Source organism: Providencia sp. PROV174, assembly GCF_028480685.1.
Classification (GTDB): Bacteria; Pseudomonadota; Gammaproteobacteria; order Enterobacterales; family Enterobacteriaceae; genus Providencia; species Providencia rettgeri.
Map to the genome: position 1 here is coordinate 50,920 of NZ_JAMPOT010000003.1, position 16,268 is coordinate 67,187.

Here is a 16,268-nt window from a genome sequence, read left to right on the forward strand (position 1 = left end):
CCATTTAGTCTTCGCTAAACAGGTCGCCACCGTGCATATCAATCATTTCTAACGCTTTACCGCCGCCACGCGCGACACAAGTTAGTGGATCTTCTGCAACGATAACCGGAATACCCGTTTCTTCCATCAATAAGCGATCTAAATTACGAAGAAGCGCGCCACCACCCGTTAAGACCATACCGCGTTCTGAGATATCTGAGGCCAGTTCAGGAGGACACTGTTCAAGTGCTAGCATTACTGCGCTGACAATTCCTGTTAGAGGTTCTTGCAATGCCTCTAAAATTTCATTGGAATTCATTTTAAATCCGCGAGGCACACCTTCTGCAAGGTTACGACCGCGAACTTCAATCTCGTAAACTTCGTCGGTTGGGAATGCAGAACCAATTCCATGTTTAATGCGTTCTGCTGTCGCTTCACCTATTAGTGAGCCATAATTACGGCGTACATAGTTAATGATAGACTCATCGAAACGGTCACCACCAATACGTACCGAAGAAGAGTAAACAACGCCATTTAAAGAAATAACAGCGACTTCTGTTGTACCACCACCGATATCAACAACCATTGAGCCTGTTGCTTCTGATACAGGTAACCCAGCACCAATAGCGGCAGCCATCGGTTCTTCAATTAAGAAGACTTCACGCGCCCCCGCACTTAACGCAGATTCACGAATGGCTTTACGTTCAACTTGTGTCGCACCAACAGGCACACAAACAAGGACACGCGGACTTGGGCGTAAAAAACTATTACTATGAACTTGTTTGATGAAGTGCTGTAACATTTTTTCAGTCAAGAAAAAGTCAGCAATAACACCGTCTTTCATTGGCCTGATTGCCGAAATATTGCCTGGTGTACGTCCCAGCATCTGCTTCGCTTCACCACCGACTGCAGCAACGCTTTTTGGCGATCCAGAGCGGTCTTGACGAATAGCAACTACAGAGGGTTCATTTAATTTTACGCCTTGTCCTTTGACATAAATAAGGGTATTGGCCGTACCCAAGTCAATAGACAGGTCATTAGAAAACATGCCACGAAATTTTTTAAACATAACGAAAGAGTTATCCTGCAAGCTGGGGACGAATTTAAACCCGTCTACTCTACCAACCACTTGAAGCTGCCTCAAGGCGTTAATGAGCTGCTTCTATAAATATGGTTAATTCATCTATTTTTCACGTACCGTACTGTACATGCTTCTTATGTAAACGAAGCAGATAAAAACCCCAAAAATAGATATTAATTGTATTCTTTACCTACAGGATAAAATTATACAGAAAAACATCTACTCTTTGGTTGTTATATACTCCATCTTTTTCTTCCCAGTGTGACAAGTTATTGGGGCAACAAGTTCAAATATTCTTTAGTTCTTTTTATTATTGCTACACACTGGCTATTTCCAATACAAATTGGGTGAATTCGCTGGGTGTTCGCTCTATTATCTACCAAAAACGCGGCAAATTTATGTCAATACGCAAAATGAATCCGTCGAGATGCGATATTTTGCATGATAAAAGCCTATTTATGCCAGAAAAAAATGATTTTTTACAAATTAATTACAATATTAATAGCTTAAACACTGTCACTACGTCAATGAATTACCCGCAAATTTTAGGCATTTTTAAATACATATTTAATCATTTTACTAGGAGTGAAAGATGAAAGCTCTGGTCCTGCAACAATCGGAAGATAAAATTATCTCTGGCATTCAACCTCTAACGACAGAAATGCTCCCGGCCGGTGATATTATAGTCGATATTCATTGGTCCACACTCAATTATAAAGATGGGTTAGCCATTTGTGGAAAGGCAGGGGTTGTTCGCCAATATCCGATGGTACCTGGTATCGATTTTTCAGGCGTGATCCACCACAGTGAAGACCCCCGCTTCCAAATTGGCCAACATGTGCTACTGACAGGATGGGGGGTGGGCGAAACGCATTGGGGAGGTTTAGCGTCTCAAGCAAGGGTTCCGGCTAAATATTTAACGCCTCTTCCAGAGAATTTATCCTTAAAGCAAGCGATGGTTATTGGCACTGCTGGCTTTACCGCTATGCTCTGCGTAAACGCCTTAGAAGAGGCAGGCGTGACACCTGATAAAGGCGAAGTCATCGTAAGTGGCGCTAGCGGTGGTGTTGGTAGTACTGCCGTGCAATTACTGTCTTTACTGGGTTATGAGGTTGTCGCGATTTCAGGTCGAGAAGAAAACAGCGGTTACCTGCAAAGTTTAGGCGCTAAGAGAGTATTACCTCGCAGTGATTTCACTCACCCTGCTAAGCCATTAGACAAACAGTTATGGGCTGGGGCGATTGATACTGTAGGTGGCGAATTACTCGCCAATCTTCTTGCACAAACGCACTATAATGGTACTGTTGCTGCCTGCGGTTTAGCTGGTGGCTTCGACTTACCAACTAGCGTCATGCCATTCATTTTACGTAATGTCCGCCTACAAGGTGTGGATTCTGTCTACTACCCTGCTGCAAATCGCGCTAAAGTATGGCAGCGCCTTGCGGATACTCTCCCCGCTGCTTTCTATGAGCAAGTCAGCAATGAGATTAAATTAGAAGATTGTGTCGAATATGCAAAAAAACTCTTAAAAAATGAAGTCACTGGGCGTACGCTAGTTAACCTACGAGCTGAGTAACGCATTTATTGCGGTACTCCCGCCTAAATAGGGATTACCGCACATTTTCAAAAATAAATTCGGGTAATTTCTCTGATAAGACCAGTATTTTGCTGCTATATGTCACGAAATAATTATAATGACGGACTTTGTCAGTAGAAAATCCATTTATTTTTATGATAAAAGATGACAAACGCTTAGCATCGCGTTATGTTGTCGGGCTATTGATAATATCGTCGGAGTTAGCAGCATAATGGCAGAAGATATTCACATTTTACTCTTGAATGGGCCAAACCTAAACCTGCTAGGTACACGGGAACCTGATAAATACGGCAACCAAACTCTTGCTGATATTGTATCCAAGCTCGAGGCAGAGGCAAACCAGCTAGGAGTAAAACTGAGTCATTTTCAGTCAAACGCAGAATTTGAACTCATCGATAAAATTCATGCTGCACGTCATGATGTTGATTTTATTCTCATCAATCCGGCTGCATTCACACATACCAGTGTTGCACTACGTGATGCATTACTCGCGGTGAGTATCCCGTTTATCGAGATCCACCTGTCTAATGTGCATGCTAGGGAATCATTTCGCCAACATTCTTATTTCTCCGATAAAGCTATCGGTGTAATTTGTGGTCTAGGTGCTGATGGTTATAGTTTTGCTTTACAGGCAGCGGTTAACCGTCTGCGCCTAATTAATTCAATCCAAATATAAGAGTACGGAATCATATCCATGGATATTCGTAAAATTAAAAAGCTGATCGAGCTGGTCGAAGAGTCTGGCATTTCTGAACTGGAAATTTCTGAAGGGGAAGAGTCAGTACGTATCAGCCGCGTTTCACCTGCTGCTCAGGTTATGGCTGCACCTCAACAGTATTACTCAGCACCGGTTGCACAACAACCTGCTCTGGCTAATGCGGTTGCACCATCTGAAGCAATGGTAGCGCCAGCTGCACCAGCAGCAGTTGCAGGTCACCAAGTTCGCTCACCAATGGTCGGTACTTTCTACCGCGCACCAAGCCCAGAAGCGAAGCCATTTGTCGAAGTTGGTCAAACGGTCAGCGTTGGTGATCCACTTTGCATCGTTGAAGCGATGAAAATGATGAACCAAATCGAAGCAGATAAAGCAGGCGTTGTTAAAGCCATTCTGTTGCAAAACGGTGATGCAGTAGAATTTGACGAGCCATTAGTTGTCATCGAATAACGAGGCGTTTCCATGCTGGAAAAAATTGTTATTGCTAACCGTGGAGAAATCGCATTACGTATTTTGCGTGCCTGTAAAGAACTTGGCATCAAAACAGTAGCGGTTCACTCTACGGCAGATAGCGATCTAAAACACGTGTTACTGGCTGATGAAACAATCTGTATCGGCCCAGCAGCATCAGCGAAAAGTTACTTAAATATCCCTGCAATTATCTCAGCAGCGGAAATTTCAGGTGCGCAAGCGATTCACCCAGGATATGGTTTCTTGGCTGAAAACGCAGATTTCGCAGAACAAGTTGAAAACTCTGGTTTTGTTTTTATCGGTCCAAAAGCTGAAACCATCCGCCTAATGGGTGATAAGGTTTCTGCCATTAACGCGATGAAAAAAGCCGGTGTACCTTGCGTTCCGGGTTCTGATGGCCCATTAGGGAACGACACTGAAAAAAATAAAGCCATCGCTAAACGCATCGGCTTCCCTGTCATCATCAAAGCATCTGGTGGTGGTGGTGGTCGTGGTATGCGTGTGGTACGTAATGAGAAAGATTTAGAATCTTCTATCAACCTAACGCGTGCTGAAGCGAAATCCGCTTTTAATAATGATATGGTTTACATGGAAAAATTCCTTGAAAATCCACGTCATATTGAAATTCAAGTCATGGCTGATGGCCAAGGCCATGCGGTTTACTTGGCTGAGCGTGACTGTTCAATGCAGCGCCGCCACCAAAAAGTGGTTGAAGAAGCACCAGCTCCAGGTATTACACCTGAAATTCGCCGCAATATCGGTGAGCGCTGTGCCAATGCGTGTATTGAAATCGGTTATCGCGGTGCAGGTACTTTCGAATTCTTATTTGAAAACGGTGAGTTCTACTTCATTGAAATGAATACCCGTATTCAAGTTGAGCACCCAGTCACTGAAATGATCACTGGTGTAGACTTGATTAAAGAGCAGCTGCGTGTTGCATCTGGGTTACCGTTATCAGTGAAACAAGAAGATATCGTGGTGCATGGTCATGCTGTGGAATGCCGTATCAACGCAGAAGACCCGAATACCTTCATCCCAAGCCCGGGCAAAATCACCCGTTTCCACTCTCCTGGTGGTTTTGGCGTACGTTGGGAATCTCATATTTACGCAGGCTACACTGTTCCTCCGTATTATGACTCAATGATTGGTAAATTAATTACTTATGGTGAAACTCGTGAAATCGCTATTTCTCGTATGAAAAATGCGTTAAACGAACTTATCGTTGATGGTATTAAAACCAATATTGAACTGCACCAAATGATTATGAGCGATGAAAATTTCCAAAAAGGCGGAACTAACATCCACTATTTAGAGAAAAAACTGGGTATTGCTGAATAAGTCAGCGATAACCTGTTTAACTCATCGTTAATCGATACCGTAACGCGCTGCGTTACGGTATTTTTTTGTGCTAAATACGCTTTATTGCACTTTTCTTCTGCTATTTTTCACACTCAGCCCACGGATTATCGTACAATTGCTGATTATTTTTTTATGGGAATGAAGGGGAATAACGGGTGGATAAACGTTTTCTTCAATCAAATAAAGAAGCACGCTGGTCATTTTATTTGACTATCGCCTATCTAGTCGGCTGGGTTATTAGTGCTTACCTGCCGGACAATACACTTGGAGTTACAGGGCTACCACTGTGGTTTGAATGGTCTTGTCTCATCTTACCCATCATTTTTATTTTGCTCTGCATTATGATGGTTAAACTGATTTTTAAAGACATCTCTCTGGAGGAGAATGATGCAGATTGAAGTTCTCCTGCCTCTCGTCGGCTACCTAACTCTCGTCTTTTTGCTATCCATTTATGCATATAAAAAACGAACAAAAGGCGAGTTTTTAAATGAATACTTTTTAGGTAATCGTTCAATGGGCGGCTTTGTCCTTGCGATGACCATCACAGCAACTTATATCAGTGCGAGTTCATTTATTGGTGGGCCGGGAGCTGCCTATAAATATGGCCTAGGTTGGGTGCTATTGGCAATGATCCAACTACCTGCTATTTGGCTTTCTCTCGGCGTACTCGGTAAAAAATTTGCTATTTTGGCACGTCGCTATAATGCTGTTACGCTCAACGATATGCTGTATGCACGCTACCAAAGCCGGTTTTTAGTGTGGTTTGCCAGTGTTAGCCTGCTCATTGCCTTTTTTGGTGCCATGACAGTACAGTTTATTGGTGGGGCACGCTTATTAGAAACGGCAGCAGGTATTCCATATACTTACGGGTTAATGATTTTTGGGGTATCCATCGCACTCTACACCGCAATTGGCGGTTTTAGGGCCAGTGTCCTGAATGATGCGCTGCAAGGGCTAGTGATGCTATTAGGCACGGTGATCCTACTCGTTGCGATTATTTACCATGCCGGTGGTCTACCCGCTGCAATAGAAAAAATGCATAGCATAGATCCGAAATTGGTATCGCCTGAAGGTGCAGATGACATTTTAAGCGGGCCATTTTTAGCTTCATTTTGGGTTTTGGTCTGTTTTGGGGTGATAGGCTTACCTCACACCGCAGTTCGTTGTATTTCATATAAAGACAGTAAAGCGGTTCACCGCGGCATTATTTTGGGAACTATCGTCATGGCAGTGCTGATGTTTGGTATGCACTTCGCGGGCGCTCTCGGTCGTGCAATTTTACCTGACCTCACGATCCCAGACCAAGTGATCCCGACCTTGATGGTACAAGTTCTGCCACCTTTCGCTGCGGGGATCTTCTTAGCGGCACCAATGGCTGCAATTATGTCGACGATCAACGCACAACTGCTGCAATCCTCAGCTACCATCGTAAAAGATATCTATCTGAACACAGTGCCAACACAAATCAAAAATGAAAAGCGTCTTGCGCGGATCTCTAGCCTTTCCACTTTGGTCTTAGGTGCGTTGCTTTTAGTTGCAGCATGGAACCCGCCTCAGATGATTATCTGGCTGAATTTACTGGCTTTTGGTGGTTTAGAAGCCGTTTTCTTGTGGCCATTAGTCCTCGGACTCTACTGGGAAAAAGCCAATGGGACAGGTGCAATCAGTGGTATGGTCGTCGGTGGCGTCAGTTATGCCATATTGGCAAGTTTTAAAATTGAAATCATGGGCTTTCACGCTATCGTCCCATCACTGATTTTTAGTCTTATTGCCTTTTTTGTCGGTAATCTTTTTGGCAAAAGTTCAGTACAATCACCAGCAAACGAACAGGTAACTAGCACTCACTGATTCCTATCTACTGATAGGTGAATTTGGCGTTACCTAATGTAAATTAACAAATGTAATGCTCTCAATATTGGCGCGAAGTATGACGAGCATTCTAGAAGAGAAAAAACAATGCCTTGGATACAAATAAGACTAAACTCAACCGCAAAAGATGCTGAAAACCTTGGCGATGCGTTAATCGAAACAGGGGCGGTATCCGTCACTTTTCAAGACAGCCATGACACCCCTGTGTTTGAGCCACTTCCAGGGGAAACGCGTCTTTGGGGCGATACCGATGTTATCGGGCTCTACGATGCAGAAACCGACATGAAACTTGTCGTCGCTCAACTAGAAAATAGTCCTCTACTGGGTGCGGGTTTTCTCCATAAAATCGAACAATTAGAAGACAAAGATTGGGAAAGAGAATGGATGGATAATTTTCATCCAATGCGCTTTGGGGATCGTTTGTGGATCTGCCCAAGCTGGCGTGATGTACCCGATCCAACTGCGGTTAATGTGATGTTAGATCCTGGGCTCGCTTTTGGTACTGGCACGCATCCAACCACCTCATTGTGTCTTCAATGGTTAGACGGCCTTGATCTCGAAGGTAAAACCGTGATCGACTTTGGTTGTGGATCTGGAATTTTAGCGATCGCTGCATTAAAATTAGGTGCCGCTCATGCGATTGGGATCGACATCGACCCTCAAGCTATCACCGCAAGCCGCGATAACGCGCAACGTAATGGCGTTTCAGAGCGTTTATCCCTATATCTACCTAAAGACCAGCCTAATGACTTACAAGCCGATGTCGTGGTTGCTAACATCCTTGCTGGCCCATTACGCGAACTCGCCCCTATGATTAGTGTGCTACCACGTCCGGGTGGGTTATTGGGTCTTTCTGGTGTACTCGCCAGCCAAGCGGAAAGTGTTGCGGATGCATACCGTTCAACTTTTGAAATTGATCCTGTCGCTGAAAAAGAAGAATGGTGCCGGATTACAGGTGTCAAGCATTTTTAGTGATTTTTTTTATTAAAATCAGAGAATAATTTCTTTGAAAACAACGCCAGAATAGATTATCTTATAGCTCAAATATTGCTCAATAGCTGGCGATAATCTGTTCTGCACGAGATTTGAACAGCACAACAGTTATTTTAATAAATCGTTATGGAACCAACTTAACCATTTGTTAAATATAACTAATTTTATAATTGCAAAGATGCAAGATAAAAAAATTAGTGATAAATAACCGTTTGCTCAAAGTTTGTCCTTTCATATCTCGTAAAAAATGCGTAATATACGCGCCCTTGCAGTCACAGTATGGCCCCCATTTAGTTATGCGAATCGGACAATATCAGTTGAGAAACTGTCTTATTGCTGCCCCCATGGCAGGCATTACAGATAAACCGTTTAGGTCACTCTGTTATGACATGGGTGCTGGGATGACAGTATCAGAGATGCTTTCTTCTAATCCTCAAGTTTGGAAGACCGACAAATCTAGACTCAGAATGGTTCATCGCGATGAACTTGGGGTTCGTTCAGTGCAAATAGCTGGCAATGATCCCGATGAAATGGCTGCCGCGGCTCAAATCAACGTTGAGAGTGGCGCTCAAATCATCGATATCAACATGGGCTGTCCAGCTAAAAAAGTGAATCGTAAGCTTGCAGGCTCGGCACTGCTACGCTACCCAGAAATCGTGAAATCGATTCTTGAAGGTGTCGTCAAAGCAGTGGATGTGCCAGTTACCCTTAAGATCCGCACAGGCTGGTCACCTGAAGAGCGAAACTGCATAGAGATTGCCAAATTGGCCGAAGATTGCGGCATTCAAGCTCTCACTATTCATGGCAGAACTAGAGCCTGTCTGTTTAATGGGGAAGCTGAATATGACAATATTCGGGCAGTTAAGCAGACTGTTACCATTCCGGTTATTGCCAATGGCGACATTACTGACCCGCTAAAAGCCAGAGCTGTTTTAGACTACACAGGGGCGGATGCCTTGATGGTAGGCCGAGCAGCTCAGGGAAGACCCTGGATCTTCCGGGAAATCCAGCATTATCTGGACACAGGTGAAATATTGCCACCGATGCCTATGGCAGAGGTACAACGTATTATGCTAGCGCATGTACAGGAATTGCACGACTTTTATGGTCAAGGCAAAGGAGCCCGTATTGCGCGCAAACATGTTTCTTGGTACTTGAAAGAACATGCACCTGATGACCAGTTTCGGCGCTCATTCAACACCATTGAGGATGCCAGCGAACAGCTGGAGGTGTTGGAAGCATTTTTTGAAAATTTTTGCGTAAATAAAGATAAGAGCTGACAGAACTATGTTCGAACAACGCGTAAATTCTGACGTACTAACCGTTGCTACTGTAAATTCACAAGATCAAGTAACTCAAAAACCGTTACGTGACTCAGTTAAGCAAGCACTGAAGAACTATTTTGCTCAATTAAATAATCAAGATGTTAATGATTTATATGAGCTGGTATTGGCTGAAGTAGAACAGCCTTTGTTGGACATGGTTATGCAATATACCCGTGGAAACCAGACCCGTGCAGCCCTGATGATGGGTATCAACCGCGGCACTCTGCGTAAGAAACTGAAAAAATACGGCATGAACTAATCCTAGTCGGTTAATGCCGTATTTTTGTGAGCCCTCACTGTCATGCAGTGAGGGCTTTTTATTATCAAGCCGCAGATAGATTAAACTTCTGAACCGCTTGTTGTAGGTCTTGAGTTTGCTGTGCTAATGAGTTGGCTGCTGTAGCCACTTGCTCAACTAAAGAGGCATTTTGCTGCGTAACACCGTCCATCTGTGTAATAGCGACTCCAACTTGGGCGATTCCTTTGCTCTGCTCTTCTGAAGCTACAGTGATTTGCGCCATAATTGCTGTCACCTCATTGATTCCTTGTAAAATATGCTCCATCGTTTTGCCCATCTCGTTCACCAAACCAGTTCCTTTTTGTACACAAGTTCCTGAGTCTGCAATTAACCGTTCAATTTCCATCGCGGCTTCTGCACTATGGCTCGCTAACTTACGTACCTCTGCAGCGACCACCATGAAACCGCGCCCATGCACACCTGCACGAGCCGCTTCGATAGAAGCATTGAGCGCTAAGATATTAGTTTGGAAACTGATATCGTTAATCATGTTGATGATATCTGCGATTTTTTGTGAACTTTGGGAGATTTCACTCATAGTAACGACAACTGAATCAACAATGCTATTCCCTTTATTAGCGACCACAAACGCTTCACCGACTAGTTGATTAGCTTGGAGTGTGTTTTCCATATTCAATTGAACTGCCGCTGTAATTTCCTCCATGCTCGCTGCCGTCTCTTCTAACGCAGCGGCCTGCTCTTCTGTTCGAGATGAAAGGTCGCTATTACCGTTTGAGATTTCATTTGCCCCCAAATAAATATTGTCACTTCCTTGCCGGATTGTATTGACCTATTCACTTAAATCTTTTCTCATCCCTTCAAGTATTGGAAATAATTTTCCTACACAGCTATTTCCGAATGACTGTACAGGATGGCTTAAATCACCTTTTGCGATATCAATAAAATGCTGTCTCAGTAAACCTAGTGGTTTTTGCATCATCTCTGCCATATAGCGATCAGTAAAAATGAGCATGAAGATCCCTAATATTGCAGTGATTATCATAACCATTCGCGTAATATTCATCACGTTATCAACATGATTTCGAGCTTGGCTAATCAACTCTTCTGCTGTCTGGTTGAATTTTTGAATTGAAGAACCAAAAGCTCGGCTCAATGCGGGAGTGACATTATGGGCGTGGGATAAATATTTATTGGCATCACTTTCCATACTAAGGGCTAATTGAGGCTTTACCCCATCATCAAGTAGTGCTTGCCAACTGCTAATTACCTGCTCTGCAATTTCAGGAGTCATTGGCCCAGGAGAAATCAATTTTATCTGCTCTAAATATTTTTCCATATTGGACATCGCCTCTTTGACAGGGCCATAGTCCACTGTTTTTCCTTCACTTTTATTTTCCATTACCCGGGTTAACCGTGTAACAAAACGAAAATATTGGTCATTTCCCTGACTGATCACCGTCATTTGTTGTACTAATTGCCTATCAATATCGTTTCCATCAGCAATGCGTGATAGTGACCAACCACTGTATACATTCGTTCCCCCCAAGATCAGACACAAAATACTTAACAATACGAAGACCACAGTGCGAATTGAGTAATTTCGAAGTTTCTGCATAGAATTTCTCTTTTGGTGGGATAATCTGACAATATTTAACTTTATCGGCGCTATAGGAAAATATTTTAACCGCTAGATTTGGTCGCTCTTTACTCTATATAGGTAAAAATACTTATATTTCAAGGGGGTTACTATTTGATTTTGGGAATCAGAGAAAATTAAAAATTTGAGATTAATGTGAGTAATTTGAAGTAGATCGCTAAATACAAGAATCCAACCTGAGTAAATGAACCATCCCGATCACTATTTTCATATCTATCCTGACGTAAAAGCGACCATCCACTCAGTAACATATCCCCCCTAAGTCAACAATTTATTTTCACTTAAATCAAATAATTAGGCATAGAATAAATTGGTTTAAATTAATTGATCTTGAAATCAATAACAATATAATAAGATTGATTATCATTTGCATTATCATTAAAAAGGCAAACCGACTCCAATGAAAAATATTTCCTCCGTTGGAAACAATATGGTTAAATTTAAGCCAGATTTTATTTGTTTCATTATTTTATCAACACTTTCTTTTACCACTCATGCAGCCAATAAAGAGCTTAAATCGTCGCAGCCTCAAGATGCTACCGATGCAATTGAGCTTCAAGATAGTTATGCACGACCTGACTACGTTGAAATAGAACGTTTACGAGATACCAAGCAAATTATTGTTATTTCAAAAGAAGATATTCAAGGTAAAGGCAACCGCACAATCTCTGATGTGCTTAAATCCGTTCCTGGTATTAGTGTCGATACCTCTGGGCAAGGTAATATAGACTTGCGGGGACAAGGGGCTGAAACCTCACAACGTAACCTACAAGTATTACTTGATGGGGCTCCAATTACCACATTAGCAAATCACCCTTACACCACTAACTACGATATTATTCCCGTTGAACAACTTGAGCGTATTGAAATCATTCCTGGCGGTGGAAGCGTTATTTACGGCTCAGGAACTGCAGGTGGAGTCATTAATATCACTTCTAACCTGAGAAGTATGGCTAATCCCAAAACAAGTGTTTTATCTGAATGGAACTCAGAAGGATACCGTTTAAATGCTAATTTAGGGGCGCGGGTTAATGATAAACTTTCAATTTTAGGCACTGCCAGTAAACTAAATCGTGACCTTTACTATAAAGATACCTACCGTAATTCAGAATATTATTCATTAGGTGGAAGATGGGATCTCACTTCAGATCAAAGCCTGATGTTGCGAGGAAGCCATCTCACTGAAAGTTCTCAGTACGTAAAAACGCTCACATCACGTAATATCAAAAAGTATGGTAAAGACTACGTTCCACCAGACAAAACCGTCACTGTTGGGATTGATGAAAATGGTAAGTTAATTAAAAAAACAATCAGCGGTTATTTGACCGGTGACCGCGAGGTCGATAGCTATAATTTAAGTTACCAAAATGCATTTACGGATAAACTCAATTTTGCTACTGATGTTTTCTACACTGATGGTTTTTATACTAATAATGCCAACTGGGAACAAAAAGTTAATCAAAAAAGCCACGGAACAAAAATCAAACTAGATATCGGCTACCTTGATGATAGTAACCTACTTTTGGGCGTAGATTACGCTAAACAAAAGGCTTCTATTCATTATATTGGAAGCTATAAAAAAGACAGCAAAGGACGATATTATGGGGTTCCTCATAATTTCGATTATGATAAAACAACAAAAGCAATTTATGTCCTTAACAGCCTGAAATCAGACCAATTTGTTTTTACTCAAGGGCTAAGACGTGAATTGGCTGAATGGTCATTTGATAAAAGCGGTACGGTAAATGGATCAGGTACTTCAGACCGTTGGAATACCGCTGCAGAACTCTCTCTTGCTTACCTTTATCGCGATACAGGCCGAGTTTATGGGCGATATGAACGAGGCTACACCCTTCCTGATGGCTTGCAAATCAGTGACCAATCGGTCGTTAATGGTGAAAAAATTTACACACCGACTAAAGCCGAAGATGAGAAATATGACTTATTTGAGGTTGGTTTAAGAGACAAATTAGCGTTTAGTACTGTTAATGTCACGTTCTGGACATCCAATACGAATAATCAGTTAAATCGCATTTATCTCACTAGTGTCAATGATGCGAAGACAATGAATTTGTTGAAAACTCGCCGCTGGGGAGCCGATGTTGACTTCCAGCAAACGCTCGGTGATTTCACCTTCCAAGAATCATATTCATGGCTCAGAGGACGTTCTGATTATAACAACCATGGCCGTCAATTCTTGGAAGAAAACGGCAAAAACACCATTGATTACACGAAAAGTGGTTTAACTAAAGTGCCAGAGCACTCCGTTAAACTAAAAGTAAAATACGACTTTACTGAGGATTTATCAGGAGATATTCAGTACACCTATTATGGTTCGTACAATAACTTCCTTTCTGATGCCAATAAAGAAGAAGATGGCGTTGTTAAATCACGTGAGCTCATTGACCTGAGTGTTCGTTACACACCGATTGAACACATTGAATTATATGGTGGAGTCACTAACTTAATGAATAAAACCTACTACGACTATGTTACTGCAGGCTACGGCTCATTGATTCCTGGAAATGAGCGCTCATTTTTTGCAGGTATCAAAGCCACCTATTGATTTAAACAGGAAATGTTTCAGTGACTATAAACCCGTTTTTTCGCTATAAACTTGCTTTAGTACTGTCACTCGTTATCCATATCATTGCCATTATGTTTATCGCCCTACAAACAGGTAGGGCAGTACCTATGGTCGAAGGTGAGGAAACGATAACGCTATCTCTAGGGGGGCCAATGGGCTCCTCTGGGGGGCCAATGGGCTCCTCTGGGGGCTCAGGAGAGCAGAGTAGTAAGAGAAAAGCGCAATTACAAGAAGTTATATCAGAATCCCCTTCGAAGGCTGAAGCTGCTTCGCAACTGAAGCCGCTTAGCAAGTCTCAACCTAATGAAAGTAAAATACCCTCAAAAACCCAACTTAAAAATTCATTAACTCCTGTCAATGTTCCCGTTGATAATACAGTTGAATCACCTTTGCTCACACAGAAAACTAAAGTAAATACAAAACCGGAGATCAGTCAGCCCGTACAAGGAAAAAAACAAGAAAAACAAAGTAAATTACTGAACAATGACACTCGAAATAACACAGAAAATCAGCTTATTGCCAATAAAATAAGCCATAAAACACAGCAAGACTCACTAGAAACAGCTAAAGAAACACCATCCAATTCAGCTGCTAAAAATCATTCTGCCACCACCTCATCAACTTCAGAAAGTAGTCAAGGTGGTAAAGGGAATAATATATTATCGGGTAATAACCAATTCGCTGCTAATGGTGATGGAAGTTATACCGCACTCGGTTCGAGTGGTATTTCCTATACAATTTTACAGGATGCGACCCCTAAGTATCCAAAAGAGGCTCGCTCCTTAGGCTATACAAAAGTGGTTAAAGTACAAATTCGGTTATTAGTTGGATTAGATGGCCAAGTTGAATCCGTTGAAATACTAAACAACAAGATCCCTGATTTAGGTTTTAAAGAAGAAGCGGTGAAAGCGATTAAAAAAATGGCCTTTAAACCCATTATTTATCAAGGACAAAATATTAAAATGTACTTTAAAAAAACGGTCATATTTCAATACTAGTTTACAGTCAGCCATATTGTTGGATAGAAAAAGGTACAGCGAACCCTCACTGTACCTTTGCAGTTATTTTACAGCTTGTATTTTGAAAAATTAACGGTATATCGGTAACAAATTAAACTGCGCTAACAATTGGCAAATAATACCAAAGACACCAAAAGCGATTACGGCATAGATTAACCCCTTTCCGCCCCACACTTTAAATTTAGATTCAGGAAAACGCTCTCTTACCTTTAATGCCATAACTGCAGGGCAAATAATAGCCCAGATACATGCCGCCATACCTGCATAAGCTATTGCGATTAAAAAACCATTTGGGAATAACATGCAAAGAATAAGAGGAGGCAAGAAACATAATAATGCAGATTTCATTCTACCTGATGGGTTATCTTTAAAATTCAGCGAAGCAAGAATGTAATCAAATAACCCAATTGCGACACCTAAGAATGAACAGAATACAGCACTAATAGAGAACCACAGTAAGAATGTCGCAATATTTTTGCTATTCAGCACTGCATATAGTGATTCAATAAATGCGTCTAAATTACCGCCTTTATTAATAATTGTCAAAAATTCTGCCCGCGGTAGATTTCCCATTGTCCCCATGATCCAAAGAAAATAGAGAACCAATGCTAATACACAACCGATAACACAACTCTTAACAACCTTTCTTTCATTCTCATGATAAAGCTTATATAGACTACAAACATTCCCATGATAACCAAAAGAAGTAATTGCATAGGGGATAATAATAAAGACAAAAGGTAGCAATGCTGTTTGTCCGCCCTCAACCGGTGAAGTTAATAACAAATCTGTTTTTACAATAAAAAATAACCCAGAGAAAGCCAAAATAAATAAAACTATTTTAATAAATAAAAACAATGATGTTAAACGGCTTGCTCCAACGCCACTCCACCAAATACTCGCACCTAATATTAATGTAAAGATAATAAATATTAATCTTAAATTGATGTTGTATCCGTAAATAGCGGCGGCTTCTTTAATAACCGAGCCTGCAGCTGATATGTAGGCATAAATTAATATATAAAGTACAAATATTAATGCCATATTAGCTATATAGCATGCCCATTTTGGTAATAATTCTTTAGATATGAAAAAGTAATTCGTTCCTGATCCATATTTTGATATACATTCTAAAATATAAATCCCTGAGTGAAACATAAAAAAGCAAACAACTAACAAGATAGCTACAGAGTTAATAAACCAAGCTCCAGCCATAATAGTGGGCAAACTAAACATACCCGCCCCGATCATGGCACCGCCTAGCACAAAACCCCCTACCATTATGGAGGGTTCTTTTTTGGCTGCCGAATTATTCATGGTGTTTACCTTAAGAATAAGGATGAGGTTCCCGCATTGC

At 41.5% G+C, this 16,268-nt stretch carries 13 protein-coding genes and 1 pseudogene; 11 read left to right on the top strand and 3 right to left on the bottom strand.

Annotated elements, in window-relative coordinates:
• Window positions 1–4 precede the first annotated feature (4 nt).
• Window positions 5–1,048 carry a rod shape-determining protein gene (locus PSE60_RS01270; protein WP_004908213.1) on the bottom strand — a complete coding sequence of 348 codons (1,044 nt, stop codon included), beginning with the start codon at window positions 1,046–1,048 and terminating at the stop codon, window positions 5–7.
• Between the two features lie 604 nt (window positions 1,049–1,652).
• On the opposite strand from PSE60_RS01270, the gene acuI reads away from it, so the two are divergent.
• The 9 genes from acuI (at window position 1,653) to fis (ending at window position 9,648) form a co-directional block, all read left to right on the top strand.
• Window positions 1,653–2,636 carry an acrylyl-CoA reductase (NADPH) gene (acuI, locus tag PSE60_RS01275; protein ID WP_272664353.1) on the top strand — a complete coding sequence of 328 codons (984 nt, stop codon included), beginning with the start codon at window positions 1,653–1,655 and terminating at the stop codon, window positions 2,634–2,636.
• Between the two features lie 232 nt (window positions 2,637–2,868).
• A complete protein-coding gene (gene aroQ, locus PSE60_RS01280; RefSeq protein ID WP_210835930.1) occupies window positions 2,869–3,333 on the top strand; it encodes a type II 3-dehydroquinate dehydratase in 465 nt (154 codons plus the stop codon).
• A gap of 18 nt (window positions 3,334–3,351) precedes the next feature.
• Window positions 3,352–3,822, top strand: a complete 471-nt coding sequence (accB, locus tag PSE60_RS01285) for an acetyl-CoA carboxylase biotin carboxyl carrier protein (protein ID WP_004908206.1) — start codon at window positions 3,352–3,354, stop codon at window positions 3,820–3,822.
• Window positions 3,823–3,834: 12 nt separating this feature from the next.
• Window positions 3,835–5,181, top strand: a complete 1,347-nt coding sequence (gene accC / locus PSE60_RS01290; RefSeq protein ID WP_102137952.1) for an acetyl-CoA carboxylase biotin carboxylase subunit — start codon at window positions 3,835–3,837, stop codon at window positions 5,179–5,181.
• A gap of 176 nt (window positions 5,182–5,357) precedes the next feature.
• The gene (locus PSE60_RS01295; protein ID WP_004908202.1) at window positions 5,358–5,600 is read left to right on the top strand and encodes a DUF997 family protein; all 243 of its coding nucleotides are present in this window, start codon (window positions 5,358–5,360) and stop codon (window positions 5,598–5,600) included.
• Window positions 5,590–7,050, top strand: coding sequence for a sodium/pantothenate symporter (gene panF / locus PSE60_RS01300; protein ID WP_272664369.1), 1,461 nt, complete (start codon window positions 5,590–5,592; stop codon window positions 7,048–7,050). The genes PSE60_RS01295 and panF overlap by 11 nt, the downstream gene beginning before the upstream one ends.
• 108 nt (window positions 7,051–7,158) lie before the next feature.
• Window positions 7,159–8,043 (top strand): 50S ribosomal protein L11 methyltransferase, encoded by an 885-nt coding sequence (gene prmA / locus PSE60_RS01305; RefSeq protein WP_210835928.1) that lies wholly within the window; start codon window positions 7,159–7,161, stop codon window positions 8,041–8,043.
• 317 nt (window positions 8,044–8,360) lie between these two features.
• A complete protein-coding gene (dusB, locus tag PSE60_RS01310) occupies window positions 8,361–9,344 on the top strand; it encodes a tRNA dihydrouridine synthase DusB (protein ID WP_004908195.1) in 984 nt (327 codons plus the stop codon).
• A gap of 7 nt (window positions 9,345–9,351) precedes the next feature.
• On the top strand, window positions 9,352–9,648 hold the full coding sequence (fis, locus tag PSE60_RS01315; protein ID WP_004258438.1) for a DNA-binding transcriptional regulator Fis: 297 nt from the start codon (window positions 9,352–9,354) through the stop codon (window positions 9,646–9,648).
• A 64-nt stretch (window positions 9,649–9,712) separates the two neighbouring features.
• Here fis and PSE60_RS01320 read toward each other — a convergent pair.
• A pseudogene (locus tag PSE60_RS01320) lies at window positions 9,713–11,263 on the bottom strand (methyl-accepting chemotaxis protein).
• Between the two features lie 472 nt (window positions 11,264–11,735).
• On the opposite strand from PSE60_RS01320, the gene PSE60_RS01325 reads away from it, so the two are divergent.
• Entirely contained in the window at window positions 11,736–13,871 is a 2,136-nt protein-coding gene (locus PSE60_RS01325; RefSeq protein WP_272664354.1) for a TonB-dependent receptor, read from the top strand.
• A 20-nt stretch (window positions 13,872–13,891) separates the two neighbouring features.
• Window positions 13,892–14,890, top strand: coding sequence for an energy transducer TonB (locus tag PSE60_RS01330; protein WP_272664355.1), 999 nt, complete (start codon window positions 13,892–13,894; stop codon window positions 14,888–14,890).
• 90 nt (window positions 14,891–14,980) lie between these two features.
• On the opposite strand, the gene PSE60_RS01335 is transcribed toward PSE60_RS01330, so the two are convergent.
• Entirely contained in the window at window positions 14,981–16,228 is a 1,248-nt protein-coding gene (locus PSE60_RS01335; RefSeq protein WP_210835922.1) for an aromatic amino acid transporter, read from the bottom strand.
• Between the last annotated feature and the right edge of the window lie 40 nt (window positions 16,229–16,268).